The organism is Lactiplantibacillus paraxiangfangensis (genome assembly GCF_036246185.1).
Lineage (GTDB): Bacteria > Bacillota > Bacilli > Lactobacillales > Lactobacillaceae > Lactiplantibacillus > Lactiplantibacillus paraxiangfangensis.
Map to the genome: position 1 here is coordinate 1 of NZ_BTPW01000040.1, position 17033 is coordinate 17033.

The 17033-nt window shown below is 39.8% G+C and carries 31 protein-coding genes and 2 pseudogenes; 26 read left to right on the plus strand and 7 right to left on the minus strand.

Annotated elements, in window-relative coordinates; translation table 11 throughout:
- Window positions 1-149: 149 nt before the first annotated feature.
- Window positions 150-629, minus strand: a complete 480-nt coding sequence (locus AAA939_RS14305; protein ID WP_338210986.1) for a hypothetical protein — start codon at window positions 627-629, stop codon at window positions 150-152.
- A gap of 230 nt (window positions 630-859) precedes the next feature.
- On the opposite strand from AAA939_RS14305, the gene AAA939_RS14310 reads away from it, so the two are divergent.
- Window positions 860-1216: a hypothetical protein gene (locus AAA939_RS14310; RefSeq protein WP_338210984.1), complete on the plus strand. Its 357-nt coding sequence runs from the start codon at window positions 860-862 to the stop codon at window positions 1214-1216.
- Window positions 1217-1230: 14 nt separating this feature from the next.
- Window positions 1231-1938 (plus strand): SDR family oxidoreductase, encoded by a 708-nt coding sequence (locus AAA939_RS14315; RefSeq protein WP_338210982.1) that lies wholly within the window; start codon window positions 1231-1233, stop codon window positions 1936-1938.
- An 89-nt stretch (window positions 1939-2027) separates the two neighbouring features.
- Here the strand turns inward: AAA939_RS14315 and AAA939_RS14320 are convergent, their stop codons facing one another.
- Window positions 2028-2534, minus strand: coding sequence for a hypothetical protein (locus tag AAA939_RS14320; protein WP_338210980.1), 507 nt, complete (start codon window positions 2532-2534; stop codon window positions 2028-2030).
- A gap of 510 nt (window positions 2535-3044) precedes the next feature.
- Between AAA939_RS14320 and AAA939_RS14325 the strand changes: the two genes are divergently transcribed.
- The 9 genes and pseudogenes from AAA939_RS14325 (at window position 3045) to AAA939_RS14360 (ending at window position 7343) form a co-directional block, all read left to right on the plus strand.
- Window positions 3045-3224 (plus strand): hypothetical protein, encoded by a 180-nt coding sequence (locus AAA939_RS14325; RefSeq protein WP_338210978.1) that lies wholly within the window; start codon window positions 3045-3047, stop codon window positions 3222-3224.
- Between the two features lie 762 nt (window positions 3225-3986).
- The gene (locus tag AAA939_RS14330) at window positions 3987-4808 is read left to right on the plus strand and encodes an abortive infection family protein (protein ID WP_338231005.1); all 822 of its coding nucleotides are present in this window, start codon (window positions 3987-3989) and stop codon (window positions 4806-4808) included.
- Between the two features lie 95 nt (window positions 4809-4903).
- Entirely contained in the window at window positions 4904-5089 is a 186-nt protein-coding gene (locus AAA939_RS14335) for a hypothetical protein (protein ID WP_338210988.1), read from the plus strand.
- Window positions 5031-5610: pseudogene (locus AAA939_RS14340) on the plus strand (terminase small subunit). Before AAA939_RS14335 ends, AAA939_RS14340 begins: the two are co-directional and overlap by 59 nt.
- A gap of 1 nt (window position 5611) precedes the next feature.
- Complete coding sequence (locus AAA939_RS14345; protein WP_338210974.1) at window positions 5612-5848, plus strand: hypothetical protein; 237 nt, start codon at window positions 5612-5614, stop codon at window positions 5846-5848.
- A gap of 91 nt (window positions 5849-5939) precedes the next feature.
- Window positions 5940-6221 (plus strand): annotated as a pseudogene (locus tag AAA939_RS15265) (hypothetical protein); the annotation flags it as partial.
- Window positions 6222-6268: 47 nt separating this feature from the next.
- Window positions 6269-6751 carry a DUF6883 domain-containing protein gene (locus AAA939_RS14350; protein ID WP_338225990.1) on the plus strand — a complete coding sequence of 161 codons (483 nt, stop codon included), beginning with the start codon at window positions 6269-6271 and terminating at the stop codon, window positions 6749-6751.
- Entirely contained in the window at window positions 6741-6923 is a 183-nt protein-coding gene (locus AAA939_RS14355) for a hypothetical protein (protein WP_338210970.1), read from the plus strand. The genes AAA939_RS14350 and AAA939_RS14355 overlap by 11 nt, the downstream gene beginning before the upstream one ends.
- A 201-nt stretch (window positions 6924-7124) precedes the next feature.
- Window positions 7125-7343 carry a hypothetical protein gene (locus AAA939_RS14360; protein ID WP_338210968.1) on the plus strand — a complete coding sequence of 73 codons (219 nt, stop codon included), beginning with the start codon at window positions 7125-7127 and terminating at the stop codon, window positions 7341-7343.
- A 213-nt stretch (window positions 7344-7556) separates the two neighbouring features.
- On the opposite strand, the gene AAA939_RS14365 is transcribed toward AAA939_RS14360, so the two are convergent.
- From AAA939_RS14365 to AAA939_RS14380, 4 genes are all read right to left on the minus strand, one after another.
- Complete coding sequence (locus tag AAA939_RS14365; protein WP_338231006.1) at window positions 7557-8675, minus strand: site-specific integrase; 1119 nt, start codon at window positions 8673-8675, stop codon at window positions 7557-7559.
- A 117-nt stretch (window positions 8676-8792) separates the two neighbouring features.
- The gene (locus AAA939_RS14370) at window positions 8793-9428 is read right to left on the minus strand and encodes a hypothetical protein (RefSeq protein WP_338231007.1); all 636 of its coding nucleotides are present in this window, start codon (window positions 9426-9428) and stop codon (window positions 8793-8795) included.
- Between the two features lie 87 nt (window positions 9429-9515).
- Window positions 9516-9950, minus strand: a complete 435-nt coding sequence (locus tag AAA939_RS14375) for an ImmA/IrrE family metallo-endopeptidase (RefSeq protein WP_338231008.1) — start codon at window positions 9948-9950, stop codon at window positions 9516-9518.
- Between the two features lie 9 nt (window positions 9951-9959).
- Window positions 9960-10334 (minus strand): helix-turn-helix domain-containing protein, encoded by a 375-nt coding sequence (locus tag AAA939_RS14380; protein ID WP_338231009.1) that lies wholly within the window; start codon window positions 10332-10334, stop codon window positions 9960-9962.
- A 312-nt stretch (window positions 10335-10646) separates the two neighbouring features.
- Here AAA939_RS14380 and AAA939_RS14385 point away from each other — a divergent pair, with 312 nt between their 5' ends.
- Window positions 10647-10826: a hypothetical protein gene (locus AAA939_RS14385; RefSeq protein WP_338231010.1), complete on the plus strand. Its 180-nt coding sequence runs from the start codon at window positions 10647-10649 to the stop codon at window positions 10824-10826.
- 102 nt (window positions 10827-10928) lie between these two features.
- On the opposite strand, the gene AAA939_RS14390 is transcribed toward AAA939_RS14385, so the two are convergent.
- On the minus strand, window positions 10929-11474 hold the full coding sequence (locus tag AAA939_RS14390; RefSeq protein WP_338231011.1) for a hypothetical protein: 546 nt from the start codon (window positions 11472-11474) through the stop codon (window positions 10929-10931).
- A 174-nt stretch (window positions 11475-11648) separates the two neighbouring features.
- Between AAA939_RS14390 and AAA939_RS14395 the strand changes: the two genes are divergently transcribed.
- From AAA939_RS14395 to AAA939_RS14460, 14 genes are all read left to right on the plus strand, one after another.
- Window positions 11649-11861: an XRE family transcriptional regulator gene (locus AAA939_RS14395; RefSeq protein WP_338231012.1), complete on the plus strand. Its 213-nt coding sequence runs from the start codon at window positions 11649-11651 to the stop codon at window positions 11859-11861.
- Window positions 11861-12064: a hypothetical protein gene (locus AAA939_RS14400; RefSeq protein ID WP_338231013.1), complete on the plus strand. Its 204-nt coding sequence runs from the start codon at window positions 11861-11863 to the stop codon at window positions 12062-12064. Before AAA939_RS14395 ends, AAA939_RS14400 begins: the two co-directional genes overlap by 1 nt.
- A gap of 2 nt (window positions 12065-12066) precedes the next feature.
- Window positions 12067-12396 (plus strand): DUF771 domain-containing protein, encoded by a 330-nt coding sequence (locus AAA939_RS14405; protein ID WP_338231015.1) that lies wholly within the window; start codon window positions 12067-12069, stop codon window positions 12394-12396.
- Window positions 12397-12414: 18 nt separating this feature from the next.
- Window positions 12415-12627 carry a hypothetical protein gene (locus AAA939_RS14410; protein ID WP_338231016.1) on the plus strand — a complete coding sequence of 71 codons (213 nt, stop codon included), beginning with the start codon at window positions 12415-12417 and terminating at the stop codon, window positions 12625-12627.
- Between the two features lie 90 nt (window positions 12628-12717).
- Window positions 12718-12987 (plus strand): hypothetical protein, encoded by a 270-nt coding sequence (locus AAA939_RS14415; protein ID WP_338231017.1) that lies wholly within the window; start codon window positions 12718-12720, stop codon window positions 12985-12987.
- A 3-nt stretch (window positions 12988-12990) separates the two neighbouring features.
- On the plus strand, window positions 12991-13422 hold the full coding sequence (locus AAA939_RS14420; protein ID WP_338231018.1) for a hypothetical protein: 432 nt from the start codon (window positions 12991-12993) through the stop codon (window positions 13420-13422).
- Complete coding sequence (locus AAA939_RS14425; RefSeq protein WP_338231019.1) at window positions 13415-13558, plus strand: hypothetical protein; 144 nt, start codon at window positions 13415-13417, stop codon at window positions 13556-13558. Before AAA939_RS14420 ends, AAA939_RS14425 begins: the two co-directional genes overlap by 8 nt.
- Window positions 13551-13715 (plus strand): hypothetical protein, encoded by a 165-nt coding sequence (locus AAA939_RS14430; protein ID WP_338231020.1) that lies wholly within the window; start codon window positions 13551-13553, stop codon window positions 13713-13715. The genes AAA939_RS14425 and AAA939_RS14430 overlap by 8 nt, the downstream gene beginning before the upstream one ends.
- The gene (locus tag AAA939_RS14435; protein ID WP_338231021.1) at window positions 13708-14019 is read left to right on the plus strand and encodes a hypothetical protein; all 312 of its coding nucleotides are present in this window, start codon (window positions 13708-13710) and stop codon (window positions 14017-14019) included. Before AAA939_RS14430 ends, AAA939_RS14435 begins: the two co-directional genes overlap by 8 nt.
- A complete protein-coding gene (locus AAA939_RS14440) occupies window positions 13988-14161 on the plus strand; it encodes a hypothetical protein (protein WP_338231022.1) in 174 nt (57 codons plus the stop codon). The genes AAA939_RS14435 and AAA939_RS14440 overlap by 32 nt, the downstream gene beginning before the upstream one ends.
- A gap of 2 nt (window positions 14162-14163) precedes the next feature.
- Entirely contained in the window at window positions 14164-14499 is a 336-nt protein-coding gene (locus AAA939_RS14445) for a hypothetical protein (RefSeq protein WP_338231023.1), read from the plus strand.
- 93 nt (window positions 14500-14592) lie between these two features.
- On the plus strand, window positions 14593-14847 hold the full coding sequence (locus AAA939_RS14450) for a hypothetical protein (RefSeq protein ID WP_338231024.1): 255 nt from the start codon (window positions 14593-14595) through the stop codon (window positions 14845-14847).
- Entirely contained in the window at window positions 14844-15323 is a 480-nt protein-coding gene (locus AAA939_RS14455; RefSeq protein ID WP_338231025.1) for a siphovirus Gp157 family protein, read from the plus strand. Before AAA939_RS14450 ends, AAA939_RS14455 begins: the two co-directional genes overlap by 4 nt.
- The gene (locus AAA939_RS14460) at window positions 15320-16699 is read left to right on the plus strand and encodes a DEAD/DEAH box helicase (RefSeq protein WP_338231027.1); all 1380 of its coding nucleotides are present in this window, start codon (window positions 15320-15322) and stop codon (window positions 16697-16699) included. The genes AAA939_RS14455 and AAA939_RS14460 overlap by 4 nt, the downstream gene beginning before the upstream one ends.
- The last annotated feature ends 334 nt before the right edge of the window (window positions 16700-17033 follow it).

The following is a 17033-nucleotide window of genomic DNA, read 5'->3' on the forward strand; positions in this document are numbered from 1 at the left end:
GATAAACCTATGATAATTGCTAACTTTTCTTCAGGTGTAAATCTAGTTCTAGGCATAATAAAATCCCCTTAAGCATTGATAGATGAATTATTGTTTTTCATCTGTCAACCTTAAGGGGACTATAGCATCCTGACAATGACTTTCGGGTTTTAGTCTTTAACGATCCGACCGTTACCCTTGATCTTTTTAGTTAGTTTAGCGGGATTCTTTTTGAGTTGGCGTTTTAAATACTTATAGCCATGTTTCTTGTAAGATTTGTAGCTATCTAAAGCAAGTTTATGGCCTTTTTGGTAAACGACGGAGTCAAATTTACCTCCAAGAACCATCCCGCGTTTCTGTGTATGACCGACTAGGCGGTAGGTGTGACCCTTAAGCTTTTTGTACTTAATTTTAGTGCTCTTCTCTTGTGACATGTTTGAGTATTGTTGAATGAAGGATTTGCTAGTTACTTTGTAGACGTAGCCAAAGCCTTCAGCGGCTGAAGTCCGTTTGCCTTGATAGGTGCCACGGATGACTTTAGGTGTGCCTTTGTGCCATTTTGCTGCGCTGGCGTTAGTAGGTACGGTCGCTACACCCGTGGTAAGGACTGCGGCTAAGACCAATACTTTGAACCCCGTTTGTTTATTCATAAAAAATGCTCCCCGTAATACTTTTTTAGTTGAAACTTATTTAAGCATAGCTTTAGCCTCTGAGAAATACAATAGATAGTTGCCGGTAGTCATGAAAATTAGCGACGGATGGAAACTAAATATAGGCTGGATGATGGCCGCAGCTGGGGCTTCAAATGTTGTAAGTATTAAACTAGCCCTCGCTTAACAACGCGGATTTCTGTATAGTTAGGGTTTGGAGGTATGAATACATGAATGCATTTTTAGATTTTATTAATTTTGAGTACACTAGGGAAGAATTAGTCGAACGGGTTCAAGAATATTTAACGTACAGTGTTGAAGCTGATAAGTTACTGAATGGGAAGGGGCCCAGAAGTGCGGTCAAATACATTCGGCCGATTCGGCAACAGATCGATAATGAGTTTAGTAATTATGCGCGTGAGAATATGCAAAAGATGATTCGTAAGAACAAGGATGCTGACAGTTACTATGGCTGGCTAAAAGAAGTGGCAACGAATACAATTGGCCCTGTAACGTCCAAAAACATTGATTCATATTTGGATGATATGAATGACTATGCACGGCGTTACTTTCCAGAAATAAAATAAATGAGGCGAATGCTTTGCAACAAGTAAAAACAATCATTATTACTGGTGCAACTAGTGGCATCGGTAAGGCAACGGCATTACTTGCAGCCAGTCACGGTCATCAAGTTGTTTTGGCCGCGCGTAAAGAAGCAGATTTACAAGCTACTGCTGAAACAATTCAGCAGGCGGGTGGTCAGGCAATTTATAAGGTAACCGATGTTAGTAACAAGACTGAGGTTCAAGCTTTAATTGATTTTGCGTTAGCACAGTATGGCCGAATTGATGTTTTAGACTTAAATGCGGGCGTGATGAGCTTTGCACCGATGAATGAAGTTAGAGTTGATGAGTGGGAAAAGATGATCGACATCAACGTTAAGGGCGTTTTGTACGGGCTAGCGGCTGTCATTCCGGTGATGGAAAAACAGCAAGGCGGTCAAATTATTGCGACCGATTCGACGGCGGGTCATCAAATAGGTCAAAATAATACGGTTTACGCCAGTACAAAGTTTAGCGTCCGGGCAATTGTGGACGGGGTGCGTGCAGAAGAAGCAAAAGCGCATATTAGAACGATGATGGTGTCTCCGGCGTTTGTGAAGACGGGCTTTTTTGAAGATCAAAGAAACGCAATTTTAGAACGCGTTCCGAAACTGCGTCCTGAAGATATTGCGGCTTCCGTTCTTTTCGCCATTGAGCAGCCGGATAATGTTGATATCAATGAGATCGTTTTGCGGCCAACTTTGTAGGACAGACAAACACATTGGTAGTATGAATCGTACTAAAAAAGGCCAGTTAAAAACTGGTCTTTTTAATATTCAAATGAAAATTCTTACAATTACCATAAATCAGGATAATAAATGAATTTGCGGTAATGCTTGGTGCCCATCTTCTTGGCGACAGATTTGCTGCGATAATAATGGGCACTTACCCATATCCGTGCACCACCAGCTGCTGTAAGCACCTTATGTTTGCCGAATTTATGTAAGTTATAATAGTCACCATCACCTGCTGATTGTTGCCAACCATACGTATGAATCCAACGATAGCCGTGGTATTTACCAATTTGTGTGGCTGTCCAATATTTACTGGTCTTCAGTGCTTTTTTTTCATTGTAAACCTTGTGTTTCTTATATTTACGCAGATTCTTATTAGTTAAATGCATTTTGTGAATTTTCTTTTTCCCATAGCCAAAATTAGTATAGGTATACCATTTTCCTAACATTCCTTTTGGAAGGCGACTATATGAATACCCGACCCTTTTAGCGGATGCAGTTGTACTTACCGTAAACATTGCCAAAAAACAGATGGCGACTACTAAAAATATCTTCCCCATTTTTCTCATCGAAAAAAAACTCCTCTTTTAACAGTTCAATAATTTTAACATTATAATTTTAGCACTATTTGGGAGTACATAAAGTGATTAGTTGACATAATTAGGATGGTTAGTTTCTTGACAATGGCCTCTGTAAATATAAGGAAGAATGCTTGATGAGGCGATGAAGTGTTGGAATTTCAATAATATTGAAGGGATGATAAAGATGACGACGAAAGTGAGGACCCGTTGTCGTTTCAATTATTCCATGCCGATAGCCAATATCAAGGTTGCAGAAACTACTGGTTAAGGCTGTCACGGAACCGCTAAAGGAAAACAGCGATGTAGGTTGATGAATATGCTGAGAAACAGAGCGTTATTTTGTAACATGCTGTGAAGCGGAATTCAACAATAAAGGTTGTTTAGCCGTATTGCAAGGATAGGTGTCTTAGGGGAAAATTGATTGACAGAGGAAAAACCTATAAGCATGGGCATGCTGAAACCGTGTGAATAACAATGGTGTGTATAACGGAGGCTAATATGAAGATTAAACAATACGATGACGTGATTTTAAAAGATGGTCAATCTGCTGTTATTGTGGAAGTGTTTGATAAAAATCAGTTTGAGGCCGATATTGGAAGTGGTCCCAGTGATTGGTATACGATCTATATCGAGCTAAAGGATATTGAAAAAGTTGTACACTCATTGAGTAATAATTGAAATCGAATTTGTGTCCAGACAATGCTTGTTATAGATGGTATATTGATAGCGTAAATGAGTGGGGGGTTAGAGCCATTCCGATTAATTACAGACATATGGGTGTCGCTGTGATCTAATTGGTAAGCCACAATGTGATACGGGTTCGAAGCCCGTCGGCGATATTGTCCAAGGTGTATGGAAGGTGAAAGCAGGGGTAAGATTCTTGTACACGAGATCGAGCTAGTGAGTAACCGAAGCTTAAATTCATCGGGTCCTTGGTTGAGATGATAAAGTCGTCCTGAAATCAGAGTGACGCGGGGATTGGTAGTTTAAGGAAAAACACCGGATCAGTCCGGAGAAGCTCGGTTCAAGGCCAGCTCAATCCATAGAATGAGATGGTTGGTAACCGGGGTAGGGTAAGCCGACTAGGATGGGACACCTTCATATGGGGGTGCCCTTTATTCTGTAGTCAAATACGGAGGGATGATTGGACGAATCGCGTTTTTGAAGATTATAAACGTGTTGCACAAGACTATGATTGGTCATTCCGTGGATTTGAGGAGCATGTTGACTGTGGAATGGGCAAGGCGGTAAAGAATCAACAGAGAATCCAATACAAAAATGATAAAATCAGGCACAAGGCACTTGATAAATTCAAACGATTGGGGCTTTAAACGAATCTAGTACCATGCTTCTCTAGCAATAACACTTCAAACTAGCTCTCGCTTTGTGGTGGGAGTTTTTGTATAGTTAGGTTAATCTAATTAAGAATGTGGTGATAACATGAGGCATCCCAGTGAGGTTTTGAGACCCGAGATTGATAGTTTTGGAGTTGCAGCAATTGATGAGCGTTTTTCTGAAATGAATGATAGTTATAATGAAAAACGCTATGGTGATTCTGTCAATTATGCACGTAGTATGATTGAGTCTACTTGCAAGTGGATATATAAATCATTGAATGATAAAGAAATTGATAAAGATAGATATTTAGGATTAAATAGCTTAATTAAAGGCGCTTTATCCTCTCTTAGCTCAGAATTATCAGTGAAAGAACAATTTCAGACAGTCTTTAGTAAACTAACTGATTTAGTTACGGAGATAGGCAAGCTAAGAAATCTAACTTCAGTTTCGCACGGATCGGCCGTTAGGGCTCAGCCAATTACATCGGTGGAAGCGAGATTTGTTATATTTGCAGCGGAAGATATAACAATGACCTTATTAGATTTATTTTTTAATAAAACACATTCTTTAAAGAAGAATGCAGTGCATTCGGTTATTAATCCAACGGATATGAAAAAAATTCGTGAAGATGATACTTTTATTACCTATGATCAAAAAGATGATTCTCCTTTTGAAACGAGTACTGAATTTATGGTATTTAAAAATAATAATGTGATTTATCAAGTGACTGTTACTTTACCTAAATGGGTAAATCCCAGCTCAGATCAAGAATTTATGTCTGAACATATGAGTGACTATATGGAAGATGACTCAATTGAGAAGGGGAAAAAGGGTATCGGCGGATATATTTATTATTCTGAAAAAAAGGATTTTTTGTATGAAGTACAATTCGAAAGTAATGTGATTTATATTACTAGTATATAAAGAATCAAAGAGCACTTTTCAAAGTGTTCTTTATTTTTTGGGGGAAAGCGAAATGATTATGTGACAAAGAATTGTCGGAGGTGTGGTGATATGTAATGGATAAACGAGAACAGGCCGGCAAGGACTACTCAGCTGGGATGAAATACAAAGACATCTCTGCTAAGTACGACGTACCGGTTGGAACGCTTAAGTCATGGCGCACCCGTGACCATTGGAAAAAGGATGCAACTGCATCCCAAAAAGTGCAACCAAAAAAAGGATGCACCCAAGGTTGCACCTAAAATAGTAGATGAATTAGAGGCAAACAACGAGCTGACTGAAAAGCAGAAGTTGTTCTGCCTCTTTTATTTGCAGCGATTTAATGCAACTTGGGCGTACCAGCAAGCGTATGGAGCTGATTGGAATACTGCACACGCAAATGCTGGCGAATGCTAGCATAAAAACGCAGCTTGCCGAGTTGAAGCGACAGCGACGTACTGATCTGCTCGTGACCGCCGAGGACATTGCCAATGAATACGCCAAGCAGGCATTTGCTAACTTGGGCGACGTACTTGATTACAAGGTACATGAAGAGCTGGTGCAGGACACAGACGGTATCGTATTCCTTGATACGGATGATAACCCAGTCAAAAAACACGTTGCTGATATCTACTTAAAGCCGAGTAATCAGATTGATTGGTCGCTAGTGCAAGACATCCATAAAGGTAAGGACGGCTTAGTTGTTAAACTTTACGATAAGCAGAAAGCCATGAAAGTATGTTATTACGGATTCAAAGACTGGCAAAGAGATTACCACAGTTAATATGCAACCTGATCCAGCAGTTAATGGATTTAAAGAGCTATCCGTTAAATATGTTAAGGCATCGCTCGATACGCCGTGGTATGGGCGCAACTTTTCACAAAGAATTTGGCATAACACCGACAAGCTTGCCGAACGCGTTAATGAACTGTTTACAGCGCAACAAATGAGCGGTATGCGTGAATGTGACATGGCTAAAGCGTTGGCGGATGAATTCGGTGTGGGGATGGACACGAGCTAAGACGTTGATTCGCACGGAAGCGAACTACTTCCATAATAAGACCAACCTCGACAGTTGGAAGCAACGCGGTGTTAAGTAGTACAAACTAGTAGCCGTATTAGACATGCGAACATCTAAGTTTTGCCGGGACATTGATGGCAAAGTGATGGACGTTGAACGAGCCGTGATGGGATTAACCTTCCCGCCGTTTCACCCAAATTGCCGGACGATAGCCGTCATATACTTGCCGAGCAGTCCGTACAAGCTGAAGCGCACTGCTAACAATCCGATTAGTGGCGGGACGGGACTATTAAGCTTAAGGCAAATGCGACTTATCGTGATTGAAAGCAGGCTCTCGTTGATAAATACGGTGAGAACAACATTACAGCATTAAATTACAATGTTGCTCACTTTCGTCCGGACAAAGAATTGTATGATGCGATGTCTGAATTTATTGACAAGAAACACATGCCAGACTTCGATAAGATTCAAGAGATGAAGTATAATAGGACTAAAGACTGGTGCAATTTACATTTGGATTATTTGCGACAGAATAGGCTTAAAAATCATCCAGAACTAGCATTACCAAATCTAGATAATTTGGATTTGCCAATTGCTAAGTTTACGAAATATCTATTTAATTCTATAAGTAAAAAAGGATGGTCTAAAGGCAGTTTGATTGTATCGAAATTAGGAATTAATGCCGATAATTATCAAAAATTGCAAAATATTATTATGGATTCAGCATCAAAGTATCCCGCTATTGCTAAAGGCAGTAATAAGCAAGGCAAACTTTACCAGCAAAACATTATTGTTTATGATAAGGATAATCGTGCTACTAATATGTTGGTCGGATGGATTGATGATCATGGTTCAACACGTATGACCACTGCTTATATCGAGGAGGCAAGAGATGGACATTAAAGAGTTTGATGATGTCATTTTAAAAGACGGTCGAACTGCCGGAATTGTTGAAGTCTTTGACGAGACACATTTTTTGGCGGATGTTGGTGATGGACCACAAGACTGGGAAACAATACAAATTGAACTAAAGGATATTGATCGAGTTTACAATCGGCCAAGTAATCTTAAGTAGAGCTGTCGGCAATTACATTACTGATGGCTTTTTATTTGACCTCAGCAAGTCTCTAAACTACTCAAACTTAATAGCATGCGTGGGTCTAATAAAGATGCTGCGGGAATGATTAGCACAATGTGTGGGGCTGTATGGCAATGCATGGGGTGCTTTTTTTGCGGCCTGATTTATCAGAAATACGTGGGTAGGAGGATTTATAACATGAAAAAGTTACTAAAACTGAACTTACAGCTGTTTGCTGATGGCGATGGGGACGGTAATCAAAATAGTGGTGACCAATCCGGTAATAATTCGGCATTCACTGAAATAAATAAGTTATGCATTGGCATAATCTTTGATTGGGAGGGAGACTTTTACTACCAAATAACTTGGTTTGTTAGAAAACAATTTATGACGATATCCACTCAAATGAATATTTAAAAAAGTGGTCAAAAATGGGCCCGTGGTCAAAATGGTTACAAATTATTTCACCGACTATGTCTTTCTAGTACAAAAGGAATCCCGCTAAACGTTGATTTAGCGGGATTCCTTAATTTCTGAACGGTGACTAATACACCCATATATGTCACGTGTGGGCATGGAACGTGCTGATACCACTGGGGTTCAGACGATGTTGTGCACATCATGTGCACGCTAATTTATTTTTCTTTTTTTTGTGGAAGTTAGAGTCAGATTTTCTAGACTATCGTCGATGTGATCGTCATAACGCGCCTTATATTCTTCGATTAAATATGCATAAATATTTGAAGTGGTTCCCATTTCGGAATGACCAAGGCGCTTGGAAATAACGTATAAATCGACATTGTTTGCTAACAAAAACGCAACGTGGGAGTGACGAAGACTATGAAAGTGAAATCCTTCTCTGTTAATATCTAAATCCTTCAGTGCCTTCCTAAGGGTCTTATTAACGGCACTAGAGGATGGGATGGTACCAATATGATTCATGAACACCATCTTAGAATTATTAACCTTCAATTCCTTGATAATCTTAAGGAACTCATTATTTACACGAATGACACGATTAGAGCTCTCGTTCTTAGTCGGTTTAAAACCGCCGCCGTTTTCATAAGCCCAAGCTTTATTAATTGTAATGGTCTTAAAATTAAAGTTAATATCATCCCAGGTAAGGGCCATAATTTCGCCAAGACGGGCACCAGTATAAAGAGCGGTTAAAATCATGTAGCGGGACGTATAACGTGGGGTTAAATCATTTAATAAGTAGGTCACTAACTTATGCAGTTCATCCATGTTCAAATAATCGACCTTGCGAGTCCGAGATTTATTGTAAGTCAAGATAATACCCTTGGTGAAATCTTTAGGAATAACGTCTTCATAGGCAGCGTTTTGAACACAAGCTCGGATGAGTGAATGAAGCTTTTTTACGGATCCCTTGGCCTTGTGTTTGCCGTATTTGTTGATGAAGGTTTGGTAATCACGACGGGTAATATCTCGAATATCAGTTAAACCAAAGTGCTTTTCAATTTCATTACTGGTCACACTGTACCAGCGAGCAGTGCTTTTGACGATATTAGGTAGGCGATAGGTAGCTGCCCATTCATCGAAATAGCCTTTAAAAGTGGTGTCAGTAAGTGATAGGTCAACCGACTTTTCTTTTTCTAATTCGGTAATATACAACTGAGCTTCTTTTTTAGTTTTGAAACCAGCCTTAGATTTAAATTTACGTTTACCGTGAGCATCGATATAACTTGATCTGATTTGCCACGACTTACCACGTTTCATAATTGATGCCATAATATTTTCCTCCAATATGATATACTAAAGGAGCTAAAAAGGGCGTACTAGTCCCGTTTAGTATATAGTTCAGGTTTGCGATATCCCATACTTTGGTCGGTGGGGGATATCGCTTTTTTATTTGTTGAAATTTAAAGTTGTCGGTTTATCTGTGACGGTATAATTACCGCCATTCTTATACAATTCTGCCGAAACTAGTTTATATTTTGATAAATTCTTAATGTCGTCTTTTTTAGCAATTGCCTGTAAAATTGCCGATTTCTTTGCGCCTGACTGAATTGTTTCGCCTACGAGTCCATCGATTGATCCTTTATTTGAAGATACTTGATTTCCCTGTGGTGTAATTAACTCTGCCCCATTTGAGGACACCGTACTTTTACTATTGTTTTTAAGAGAATATTCAAGCTGATATTCATAATAAGTGTCTGATAGGGACTTGCCAAAATTGCTAGCATCGTCAGCACGTTGATCCTTAGCAGTGGTTTCGATTTTTAACAATTTAGCGTCTTTAAAATAATAGGTTGCCCCCTTTGTTTTAATTTTTTTATTCTGATATTTCTTAATCGACATTAAGGTAATCTTTCCAGACTTACTATCTTTGGTGTAGGTTCCAACCTTAGTAAGTGGCCCAGGAACTTTTTCTGATTTTGATGATGAAGAACTATGTCTTGAACTACTGTTATTACCACAAGCCCCCAGGGTGATACTCAATAGTAAGACGGTACCGACTGTCATTACCTTTCGAATATTCAATTAAAACTCCTCCAATGATATAATTATATTTGTAAATCAATATCATTGGTTTTTGCGACTCACTGTTACCGGCAGTGGGTCGTTTTTTTAATTGATCATTAAATCCATAAATTCGTCTGGTAAACCGTAAGCAACCTGCATATCTTTAAAGTTTTGTGGACGTTCACCATACTGTTCTTTAAAGAGGGCCGTAAGTTGACTGCAAGCAAATAAGTTAGCTTCGCGTTCGATTTTACCTTCCCAATTATTACCAATAGTATAAAGGGCAGTGCATGAAGTATGATCTAAGCCATGCTTTAATTCATGTGACATAACTGTATATTTCTCTGGTGATTCTTTCAATTCATCTGACAAGCCAATATAAACGTCACCACTGCTGGCAGTAGTGCATAATCCTTTGAGACATCCCAAATCTGCGTATTCAAAATGATAACCTAAGTTTTCCGCAATCGTGAAAGGATCGGATGTTCCTAATCTATCGGCTAATTGATGAACTTGTAGATACAATTTGTAACTACTCATCAACAACACCTACTTTTTATTATCATCCTGATGTTTTTGTTTATCCTCCCAGAACACACCTTCAAGGAAAGCACGAACCTTGATTTTGGTATCATCGTCCATATCCATACCTTGAAATCCCATAGGAACATTTGACTGCAGCCACTTGTCCAGGTCGATTTTATCTGATTCAGTAGCCCAATCAGGAGACTTTACTTCACGTCCTAAAAGATAATCTGTAGACACTTGAAAATAGTCGGCAATTTCTTCTAACTTTTTGGCACTTGGATTAGTTTTCTTTAAACGATATAAAGTGTTTTTAGAATATCCGAGGTCATTTTCTACATCATTAACAGATTTACCTTGTTTTTTTGCAAGAAACTTAATGCGCTCAAACAGTGTCATTACAGCATTCCTCTTGTTTCCCAAAAGAATATTAAAACATTTGCGTAAAATAGCTTGATAAAATTATGCAAATAGTTTAATATTACTTTCGTAAGCTAATTGAATAACCAAACACGCAATATTAAAGAGCATCAACTTGACTAATCAAATGGCGTTCCCCAACGTTTTGAAGTCTAGTAATGGCTTTAAATAGGCATATTTAACTATGCCTTAATATTAAAACATTTGCGTAAAATAATCAATAAGAATTAAAACTTTTTGTATTAGTTATCTAATTGGCTTACATACATAAACAGAGGAGGTGAAACGAATATGAAGATTGCTGAATTTTCTACAGAGGATTTGATTCAAGAATTGTCCAAAAGAAAAGGAATTCAATATGTGACGGCAGGGGCTTACCAAGAGTTCTCAGTCGTTGGTAAGTATACGCATCACGATATTAAATTCCCTGAAAAATATGGGTTGCTAATCGTTGAATGTGCTGGATGTTAAAGAAGGTGTGGGTTATAGGAAAACAAGTAAAAGAATACTTTATTCTAGGTTATCCTGAAATGTTTGCATCGTATGGCGATGCAGAAAAATACCGCAATAAAGCTACTCTGGATTCTCCAATTTTTCAACTGCTTTCACCTGAAAAGACGCAGCAACTTCTTTTGTCTCAGAAAATGGATACCCCATCTTCGGACGTAGCCATTTTGGTGCCCGGCGGGAGTGCCGAATGTGGCTCCAAAGATTGTGAGACTGTGCGAGCTTCATTACAATCATCTCATTTTTACTTGGCTGATCAGCATGGAAGACCAAATCAAGTTGCACGAAACCATGTGCTGGTACGGTTCCATAGTTGGCTTTGGGAAGTGACACGGCGATTAATCCATTGGATATTGCACCATCTTCAATAGGAATCAATGCTTCAGCATTTGCACCTTTTAGGTTATTCGAATGACTAAATTTAATTGGTGTGTAGTAATCAGCTTCACCAGTGTCTAATACTACTCGCAAGTCAAAATAACTTATGTCGTTTGCCGATGGATTAATCATCCACATAGCAATGTGCTGCATACTATGTTCTCGGTTAATGATTGAACGTCCGTCATCCAAAAGTATTCCAGCTACAGATTTTGATACTTTATCTGGTTCCACAATTAATTTGGCATGATCATTTTTCCAAACTATAAATCCAGCTACAGCAGTAATAATTGCAATCCATTGAGTTGATATTTGATTCAGAATCCAGTGGACTATTTCGTTGATTTTGCATTACCTCGATTAGTTGAATTAATTAAATTATACCTTATTAGAAAGGAAGTGTATTTAATGCCAACAACATTAGCAGGACGTGAATTAATTCGAAAGTACATTGATGATCACAACATCAGTATTACAAGTTTGGCCACCACGTGTGGCGTTGGAAAAATGTATATGACGCAAGTGTTATCTGGTGCTAAACATTCGCCAGCAGCCAACGTTTTGGTTCTCAGCATCATCGAAACTTTTAAAATTCGGCCAACCGAAGGAGATGAAAAGTAATGTCTGAAAAACTAGTTTTAAAGCGCCAGACAGACAATGGTCGTTCTGGAGGAGTTAAACCAGTTTTTGTGAACGATAGTGTACTCGATATCGTTCGTGAGATTAAAAACGAAACCGGAATTCCCATGGGACGACTGGTTGAACGATTTATTGAATATGCTGCTAAGAATATTGAAATCATTGATGAGAAGGACGGTGACTGAATATGAGTCAAATCGTAATGCTACCAACTAAAGCTATTCAGATTGAACTTGACGACAACATGAAAATCGTTCCAGTTGATACGCATGGTTATGAAGGAGAATCACTTACTGGCCGAACATGGACGATGGACATGCTTCGAAGCTGGTGTGGAAATAAATCCACTGATTGGCTAAAAAAATACATTCTTGAGAACCCACGATATAGCCGTGAGATGGGTGCGATGGAACAAAAAGGCCAGTTAGTCCATAAAGGCAGAGGCAGCGCATGGCGTTTTAAAGCTAGTGTAATGGCCGAGTTCTTAGACCGTCACTGGGAAGAATTGCCGTGGTAACGGAAAGAGGTTAATAAATTGAAATTCAGAATAAAAGTGCCAGGTAAGTTTGTCTTCAACAATCTTTATGGTGCTAGCTATTACGCAATTGCCAAAGATGGAGAGTTGAGCATAGTTGGCATAGACGCACCCGAACAAATTAAAAAGCGATACAACTTTCTATTTGATGACGAGCTTGCATCGAAGTATGGACTGGCTGGGTTATCAAAAGAGGTGGCTAACAATGATTGAAGGTGCACTTATAGGTTGTATGTTGACTGCTTTGTGGTTTAAGCGACGTGAAATTAAAAATTGGTTTGGAATTTAAAGGAGAGATTAGTTATGTATAACGAAGACGAAATACCAGCAGCCCTACGGTTTCGTGATCATTACAGCTTATTGCAGAAAAAAATGGATGATGAATCAGAATTGATTTCGGTAATTAAGTTTTCAAACTATACGTCTGAAATCATTAAGCCAGAAACAAAGAAGTACCGCGATTGGTTCTTAGATGAACTTGATGGCAATGGCATTGATGTTCGTTTCCCAGAAGACAGTGATGATGGTAAGTGGCACTTTATCCTACCAGCCGTTTCTTACGAGGAGGACTAAACAATGAAATACAGTGAATTTAAGCGAAAAGTTGAGGCACTGAGTAGCAAGTATCAAGTTCGAATTGAACAAACCGCTTTCTTTACTCAAGTAGCCTATAAAGGCAAGGGAACGATTGACATATCTAGAACGGAACAGTTTGACATGCGAACCGGCGGCAGTTCATTGGAATCATTGCCCTTTAGCCACAAACTTTATATGTTGGCAGCCGAGTTAGCTATGACACCGATTGATGAGCGTAAATCTGAGAAAAAGTATGTATTTCCAATCTGGACAAATTTTTTAGGAGATACTTGGTACTTAATGACCGACATGAACAAGACAACTCGCCACAAAAATAAAGCCATGAAGTTTACCCAATCTGAAATTGATGAATACAACAAGGACTTCACATTTGACTTGAATACTATCAAACAGGAGGTCAAAGATGACTAAATTAAAAAATACCTATGACCGGGTGCAACCAGTCACAGGTACCAGGTTAAAAGATAATCAAATTAAATTACGGGTATATCGTAAGCCACAATTGACATTTTGGCAACAACTGAAGGGATGGTTAGGCCATGAATAACTATAAAACTAAAGCGAAGTACTGGAAAAGTAAATTAATGCGGACGCCGGCTGGATACGTAAGCTTGGCCACTTATCGCTTCAAAAAATGGCAAGAGTATCGAAAACTAGCCCGGCAGGATGCCATGAACCACTTACGAGGTGCAGATCATGAATAACTCAATGATGAAGAATGATAAAAAATGGAATGTCATTATCGGGATTGATTCAAACGATCTTGATAATGACGTGGTCGCCTATTGTAAGTATCAGAATGGCAGCGCCGGTAGAAGTTACTTTGTTGATGATACGGTTTCAAAAGGTGAATTGGCTTATGAAAATTTCCAGTTCACGGATGAAGAATTCAATGATTTACTCAGTGTTCTGAAACGGCAACCATATGGTGAAAAGTTAGCTAAGATTGCTGAACTCGGAAAACGAGAGGTGAAGGATGATGCGAACATTCAACAAAAAAATCATTAAGCCCGGTGACACTTACTGTGAGTGTCTCGGTTACAAATACTTCTATGAAGATTCAATGGAATTTTTAGCTTGGCTGATGGGTGTATTAAGCCCGGAAGCTGTTTTAGATGAGATTGGCGTTAAAGAAAAGGTGCGTGAGTAAATATGAAATTTCGATATACCGAAAAGATTTTAAATAACGCGGATTGGATGACTGGTGACGGCACTATTACCCGTGTTCAAGATATGGATAAAGACTATCTGCATAACATTTTGTTTTTCATCTATAAGAACCGAAATCGTTACTGGTTGAATTGTCACAAAACGTCACTGATTGAAAGCTATACGGATGGCGATGAGTTCTTTCAGAAAGTCGTTCGGCATTCGACTTTATGGTTGTCAATTATCGATCAGCTTAACACCGATGATGAAGGTTTTAACTTTCCAAAGGTCGACGGTTCACGACTGTCCGGAAGTGAATGGCCAGCAAACCATGATTGAAAATTATGATCAGTGGCTAGAACCACCAGACGATGACGACAAGCCAACTAAGGATGAATTAATTGAACTAGGTGTAATCGGGGGTGACGAGCAATGAAAATTATTGATAAACGAGAAGAATTATATCCAGTTACTGAATACGAATTAGGCCAAGTATATGATATGCGGGGCTTAATATATATGATTACTGAAAATATGGACTACACGTGTCAGCAGACTCACTTAGAGACTGGGGAAGCTCTTTCGAAGAGTTACGCCACTCTTGACAAACTCTATAAAAGTTGTGGCCACGATGGCGAGCGAATGGTTAATGCCGAAATGGTAATTAAGTGGGGTGACCAGAAATGAAATTATATGAAATGGCGACAAATTATCAGCAGCTATCCAATCGTGAAGATTTAGAACCAGAAACACTGGTTGACACATTGGATTCTCTTAAAGATTCAATGGAAGTAAAAGTTGACAACATCGCAAGCTGGATGGACGACAATACTGCCGACATTGAATTTATGAAAAAGCGAATTAAAGCGATGCAGGAAGAAAAGAAGCGACTTGAAAACCTGAATAAGCGGTTGAACAGCTATGTGACTGACGTGTTGGATCAAGCTGAAATTAAAAAAATGACCACTGACCAACATATTGTGTCGGTTCGCAATTATCGGGCGTCAACGGTGATTGACGATGAAAGTAAATTACCGGCCGAATACGTGAAAGTTACCAGTGTGTCGAAGCCTGACACTAATGCAATTTATAGGCTGTTGAAAGATGGCGGGCAAGTGGCCGGTGCACATCTGGAGACTAATCGAAAGGCGACGATTAAGTGACATTTAAACTGCGGAGCTACCAGCAAGAATCGGTGGACGCAGTATATGGCTCAGCGATTCATGGCCACCATTCAATCGTAGTTCAGTCCCCACCACGAACTGGTAAAACAGTGATTATGGCTGATATAGCACGCAGGGCGACCGCTAAAGGCAATCCAGTATTATTCATCGTTCATCGCCGAGAAATCCTTGAGCAAGCCCGTAAGACGTTTATTGATGACGGTGTTGACATGCGGTTATGTAAGCTCGGCATGGTGCAAACCATCACTAGGCATGTCAGCGAGCTGTTACCACCGGCTATCATCATGATTGACGAAGCCCACCATGCACTATCGAACTCTTACCAACGCATAATTAACAGTTTCCCAGACGCGCTTAAATTATTGTTTACGGCAACACCATGGCGGATGGACGGCAAGGGATTGAACCTGATTGCGGATGACATGATCATGGGTAAGCCGATAAGCTGGCTAATCGCTAACGGATTTTTAGCACCAGTCGATTATTATGCTCCAGAAGAGATTGATAGCAGCCAACTAAAGGTGAAACGCAACGGTGAATTTGATGAAGCTAGCATTGAGCAAGCTGTGAAGCCGAAGATTTATGGGAATGCCGTGAAGCATTACTTGAATTTGGCAGCCGGCAAGCAAGCCATTGCTTATGCCTATAACGTGGCCAGTGCAGAACGACTAGCTCATACATTTAACGAAGCTGGGATAACTGCAGCGGCCGTGAGTGGCAAGACTGATAAAGCTGCCCGTAAGCGGATTGTTGCAGATTATCGGGCTGGAAAGATTCAAGTAGTGACCAATGCCGAATTATTTACGGAAGGCTTGGACTTGCCAAATGTGGATTGTGTGATCATGCTGCGGCCAACTCAATCGCTATCGCTTTACCTGCAGTTTGCCATGCGATCAATGAATCCAAGGGAAGGCAAACGGGCAATAATCATTGATCACGTTAACAACGTTGAGCGGTTCGGACTGCCGACCACTGACCGGGATTGGACGCTAGCCAGCCGTGATAAGCACAGTAAGTCAAGCAATGGCCAACCGATTAAATCCGTGTCAGTTTGTCCGGAATGTTTCGCAACGTTTTATCGCAAGGGCGATAATTGCCCATTCTGTGGTGCGGCATTAGGTGAAGAGAAGATTATTGAGACCGATGAAACGGTCAAGCTTAAAAAGGTAGAAGCCAACAAACGATTGGCATTGGCCAAGAAGATAGCTGAAAACAATGCTGAATCTGCCGTGGCCGATAAGTCACCGGGAGAGTTGAAAACGTATGCCGAGATTAAAGCTTACGCAAAACTACACGGTTACAAGCCCGGATGGAGCTATTTTCAAGCAAAGATGAAAGGACTGATTAGAAAATGATGGCGATGCCTAAAAATGAACCAATTAAGCCAGATATTACCCCACATAATTTCTTTATCTGGGGCGACACAATGTCAGGCAAGAGTTATCTAGCAGAACATTTCCCGGATTTGTTGGTGCTTAGCACCGATAGGAACTATAAAGCTGGTACTCGGCCGGGATTGTACATTGGCAATGAATTTGATACAAAAGGGAATTTAAAAAGTACCTCAATTGTCAAATCAAGTGCAACACTAAGAATCTATTCTTAGAAGTGGTCTAGTTGCTAAGCTAGTTCAGGCATTAGATCGGCTGGGCAGCGATAGTTCAATGACCGCCGTAGCCGGTTGTTTAA

Bases quoted from the DNA above. Each gene is read 5' to 3' on its own strand.
- AAA939_RS14415 (WP_338231017.1), top strand. From the start codon at position 12,718: ATGTATAACGAAGACGAAATACCAGCAGCCCTACGGTTTCGTGATCAT.
- AAA939_RS14455 (WP_338231025.1), top strand. From the start codon at position 14,844: ATGAAATTATATGAAATGGCGACAAATTATCAGCAGCTATCCAATCGT.
- AAA939_RS14420 (WP_338231018.1), top strand. From the start codon at position 12,991: ATGAAATACAGTGAATTTAAGCGAAAAGTTGAGGCACTGAGTAGCAAG.
- AAA939_RS14330 (WP_338231005.1), top strand. From the start codon at position 3,987: ATGAGGCATCCCAGTGAGGTTTTGAGACCCGAGATTGATAGTTTTGGA.
- AAA939_RS14305 (WP_338210986.1), bottom strand. From the start codon at position 629: ATGAATAAACAAACGGGGTTCAAAGTATTGGTCTTAGCCGCAGTCCTT.
- AAA939_RS14310 (WP_338210984.1), top strand. From the start codon at position 860: ATGAATGCATTTTTAGATTTTATTAATTTTGAGTACACTAGGGAAGAA.
- AAA939_RS14380 (WP_338231009.1), bottom strand. From the start codon at position 10,334: ATGACACTGTTTGAGCGCATTAAGTTTCTTGCAAAAAAACAAGGTAAA.
- AAA939_RS14375 (WP_338231008.1), bottom strand. From the start codon at position 9,950: ATGAGTAGTTACAAATTGTATCTACAAGTTCATCAATTAGCCGATAGA.
- AAA939_RS14440 (WP_338231022.1), top strand. From the start codon at position 13,988: ATGATGCGAACATTCAACAAAAAAATCATTAAGCCCGGTGACACTTAC.
- AAA939_RS14395 (WP_338231012.1), top strand. From the start codon at position 11,649: ATGCCAACAACATTAGCAGGACGTGAATTAATTCGAAAGTACATTGAT.
- AAA939_RS14350 (WP_338225990.1), top strand. From the start codon at position 6,269: ATGTCTGAATTTATTGACAAGAAACACATGCCAGACTTCGATAAGATT.
- AAA939_RS14365 (WP_338231006.1), bottom strand. From the start codon at position 8,675: ATGGCATCAATTATGAAACGTGGTAAGTCGTGGCAAATCAGATCAAGT.
- AAA939_RS14425 (WP_338231019.1), top strand. From the start codon at position 13,415: ATGACTAAATTAAAAAATACCTATGACCGGGTGCAACCAGTCACAGGT.
- AAA939_RS14335 (WP_338210988.1), top strand. From the start codon at position 4,904: ATGGATAAACGAGAACAGGCCGGCAAGGACTACTCAGCTGGGATGAAA.
- AAA939_RS14345 (WP_338210974.1), top strand. From the start codon at position 5,612: ATGCAACCTGATCCAGCAGTTAATGGATTTAAAGAGCTATCCGTTAAA.
- AAA939_RS14360 (WP_338210968.1), top strand. From the start codon at position 7,125: ATGAAAAAGTTACTAAAACTGAACTTACAGCTGTTTGCTGATGGCGAT.
- AAA939_RS14405 (WP_338231015.1), top strand. From the start codon at position 12,067: ATGAGTCAAATCGTAATGCTACCAACTAAAGCTATTCAGATTGAACTT.
- AAA939_RS14450 (WP_338231024.1), top strand. From the start codon at position 14,593: ATGAAAATTATTGATAAACGAGAAGAATTATATCCAGTTACTGAATAC.
- AAA939_RS14400 (WP_338231013.1), top strand. From the start codon at position 11,861: ATGTCTGAAAAACTAGTTTTAAAGCGCCAGACAGACAATGGTCGTTCT.
- AAA939_RS14325 (WP_338210978.1), top strand. From the start codon at position 3,045: ATGAAGATTAAACAATACGATGACGTGATTTTAAAAGATGGTCAATCT.
- AAA939_RS14320 (WP_338210980.1), bottom strand. From the start codon at position 2,534: ATGAGAAAAATGGGGAAGATATTTTTAGTAGTCGCCATCTGTTTTTTG.
- AAA939_RS14445 (WP_338231023.1), top strand. From the start codon at position 14,164: ATGAAATTTCGATATACCGAAAAGATTTTAAATAACGCGGATTGGATG.
- AAA939_RS14430 (WP_338231020.1), top strand. From the start codon at position 13,551: ATGAATAACTATAAAACTAAAGCGAAGTACTGGAAAAGTAAATTAATG.
- AAA939_RS14355 (WP_338210970.1), top strand. From the start codon at position 6,741: ATGGACATTAAAGAGTTTGATGATGTCATTTTAAAAGACGGTCGAACT.
- AAA939_RS14435 (WP_338231021.1), top strand. From the start codon at position 13,708: ATGAATAACTCAATGATGAAGAATGATAAAAAATGGAATGTCATTATC.
- AAA939_RS14385 (WP_338231010.1), top strand. From the start codon at position 10,647: ATGAAGATTGCTGAATTTTCTACAGAGGATTTGATTCAAGAATTGTCC.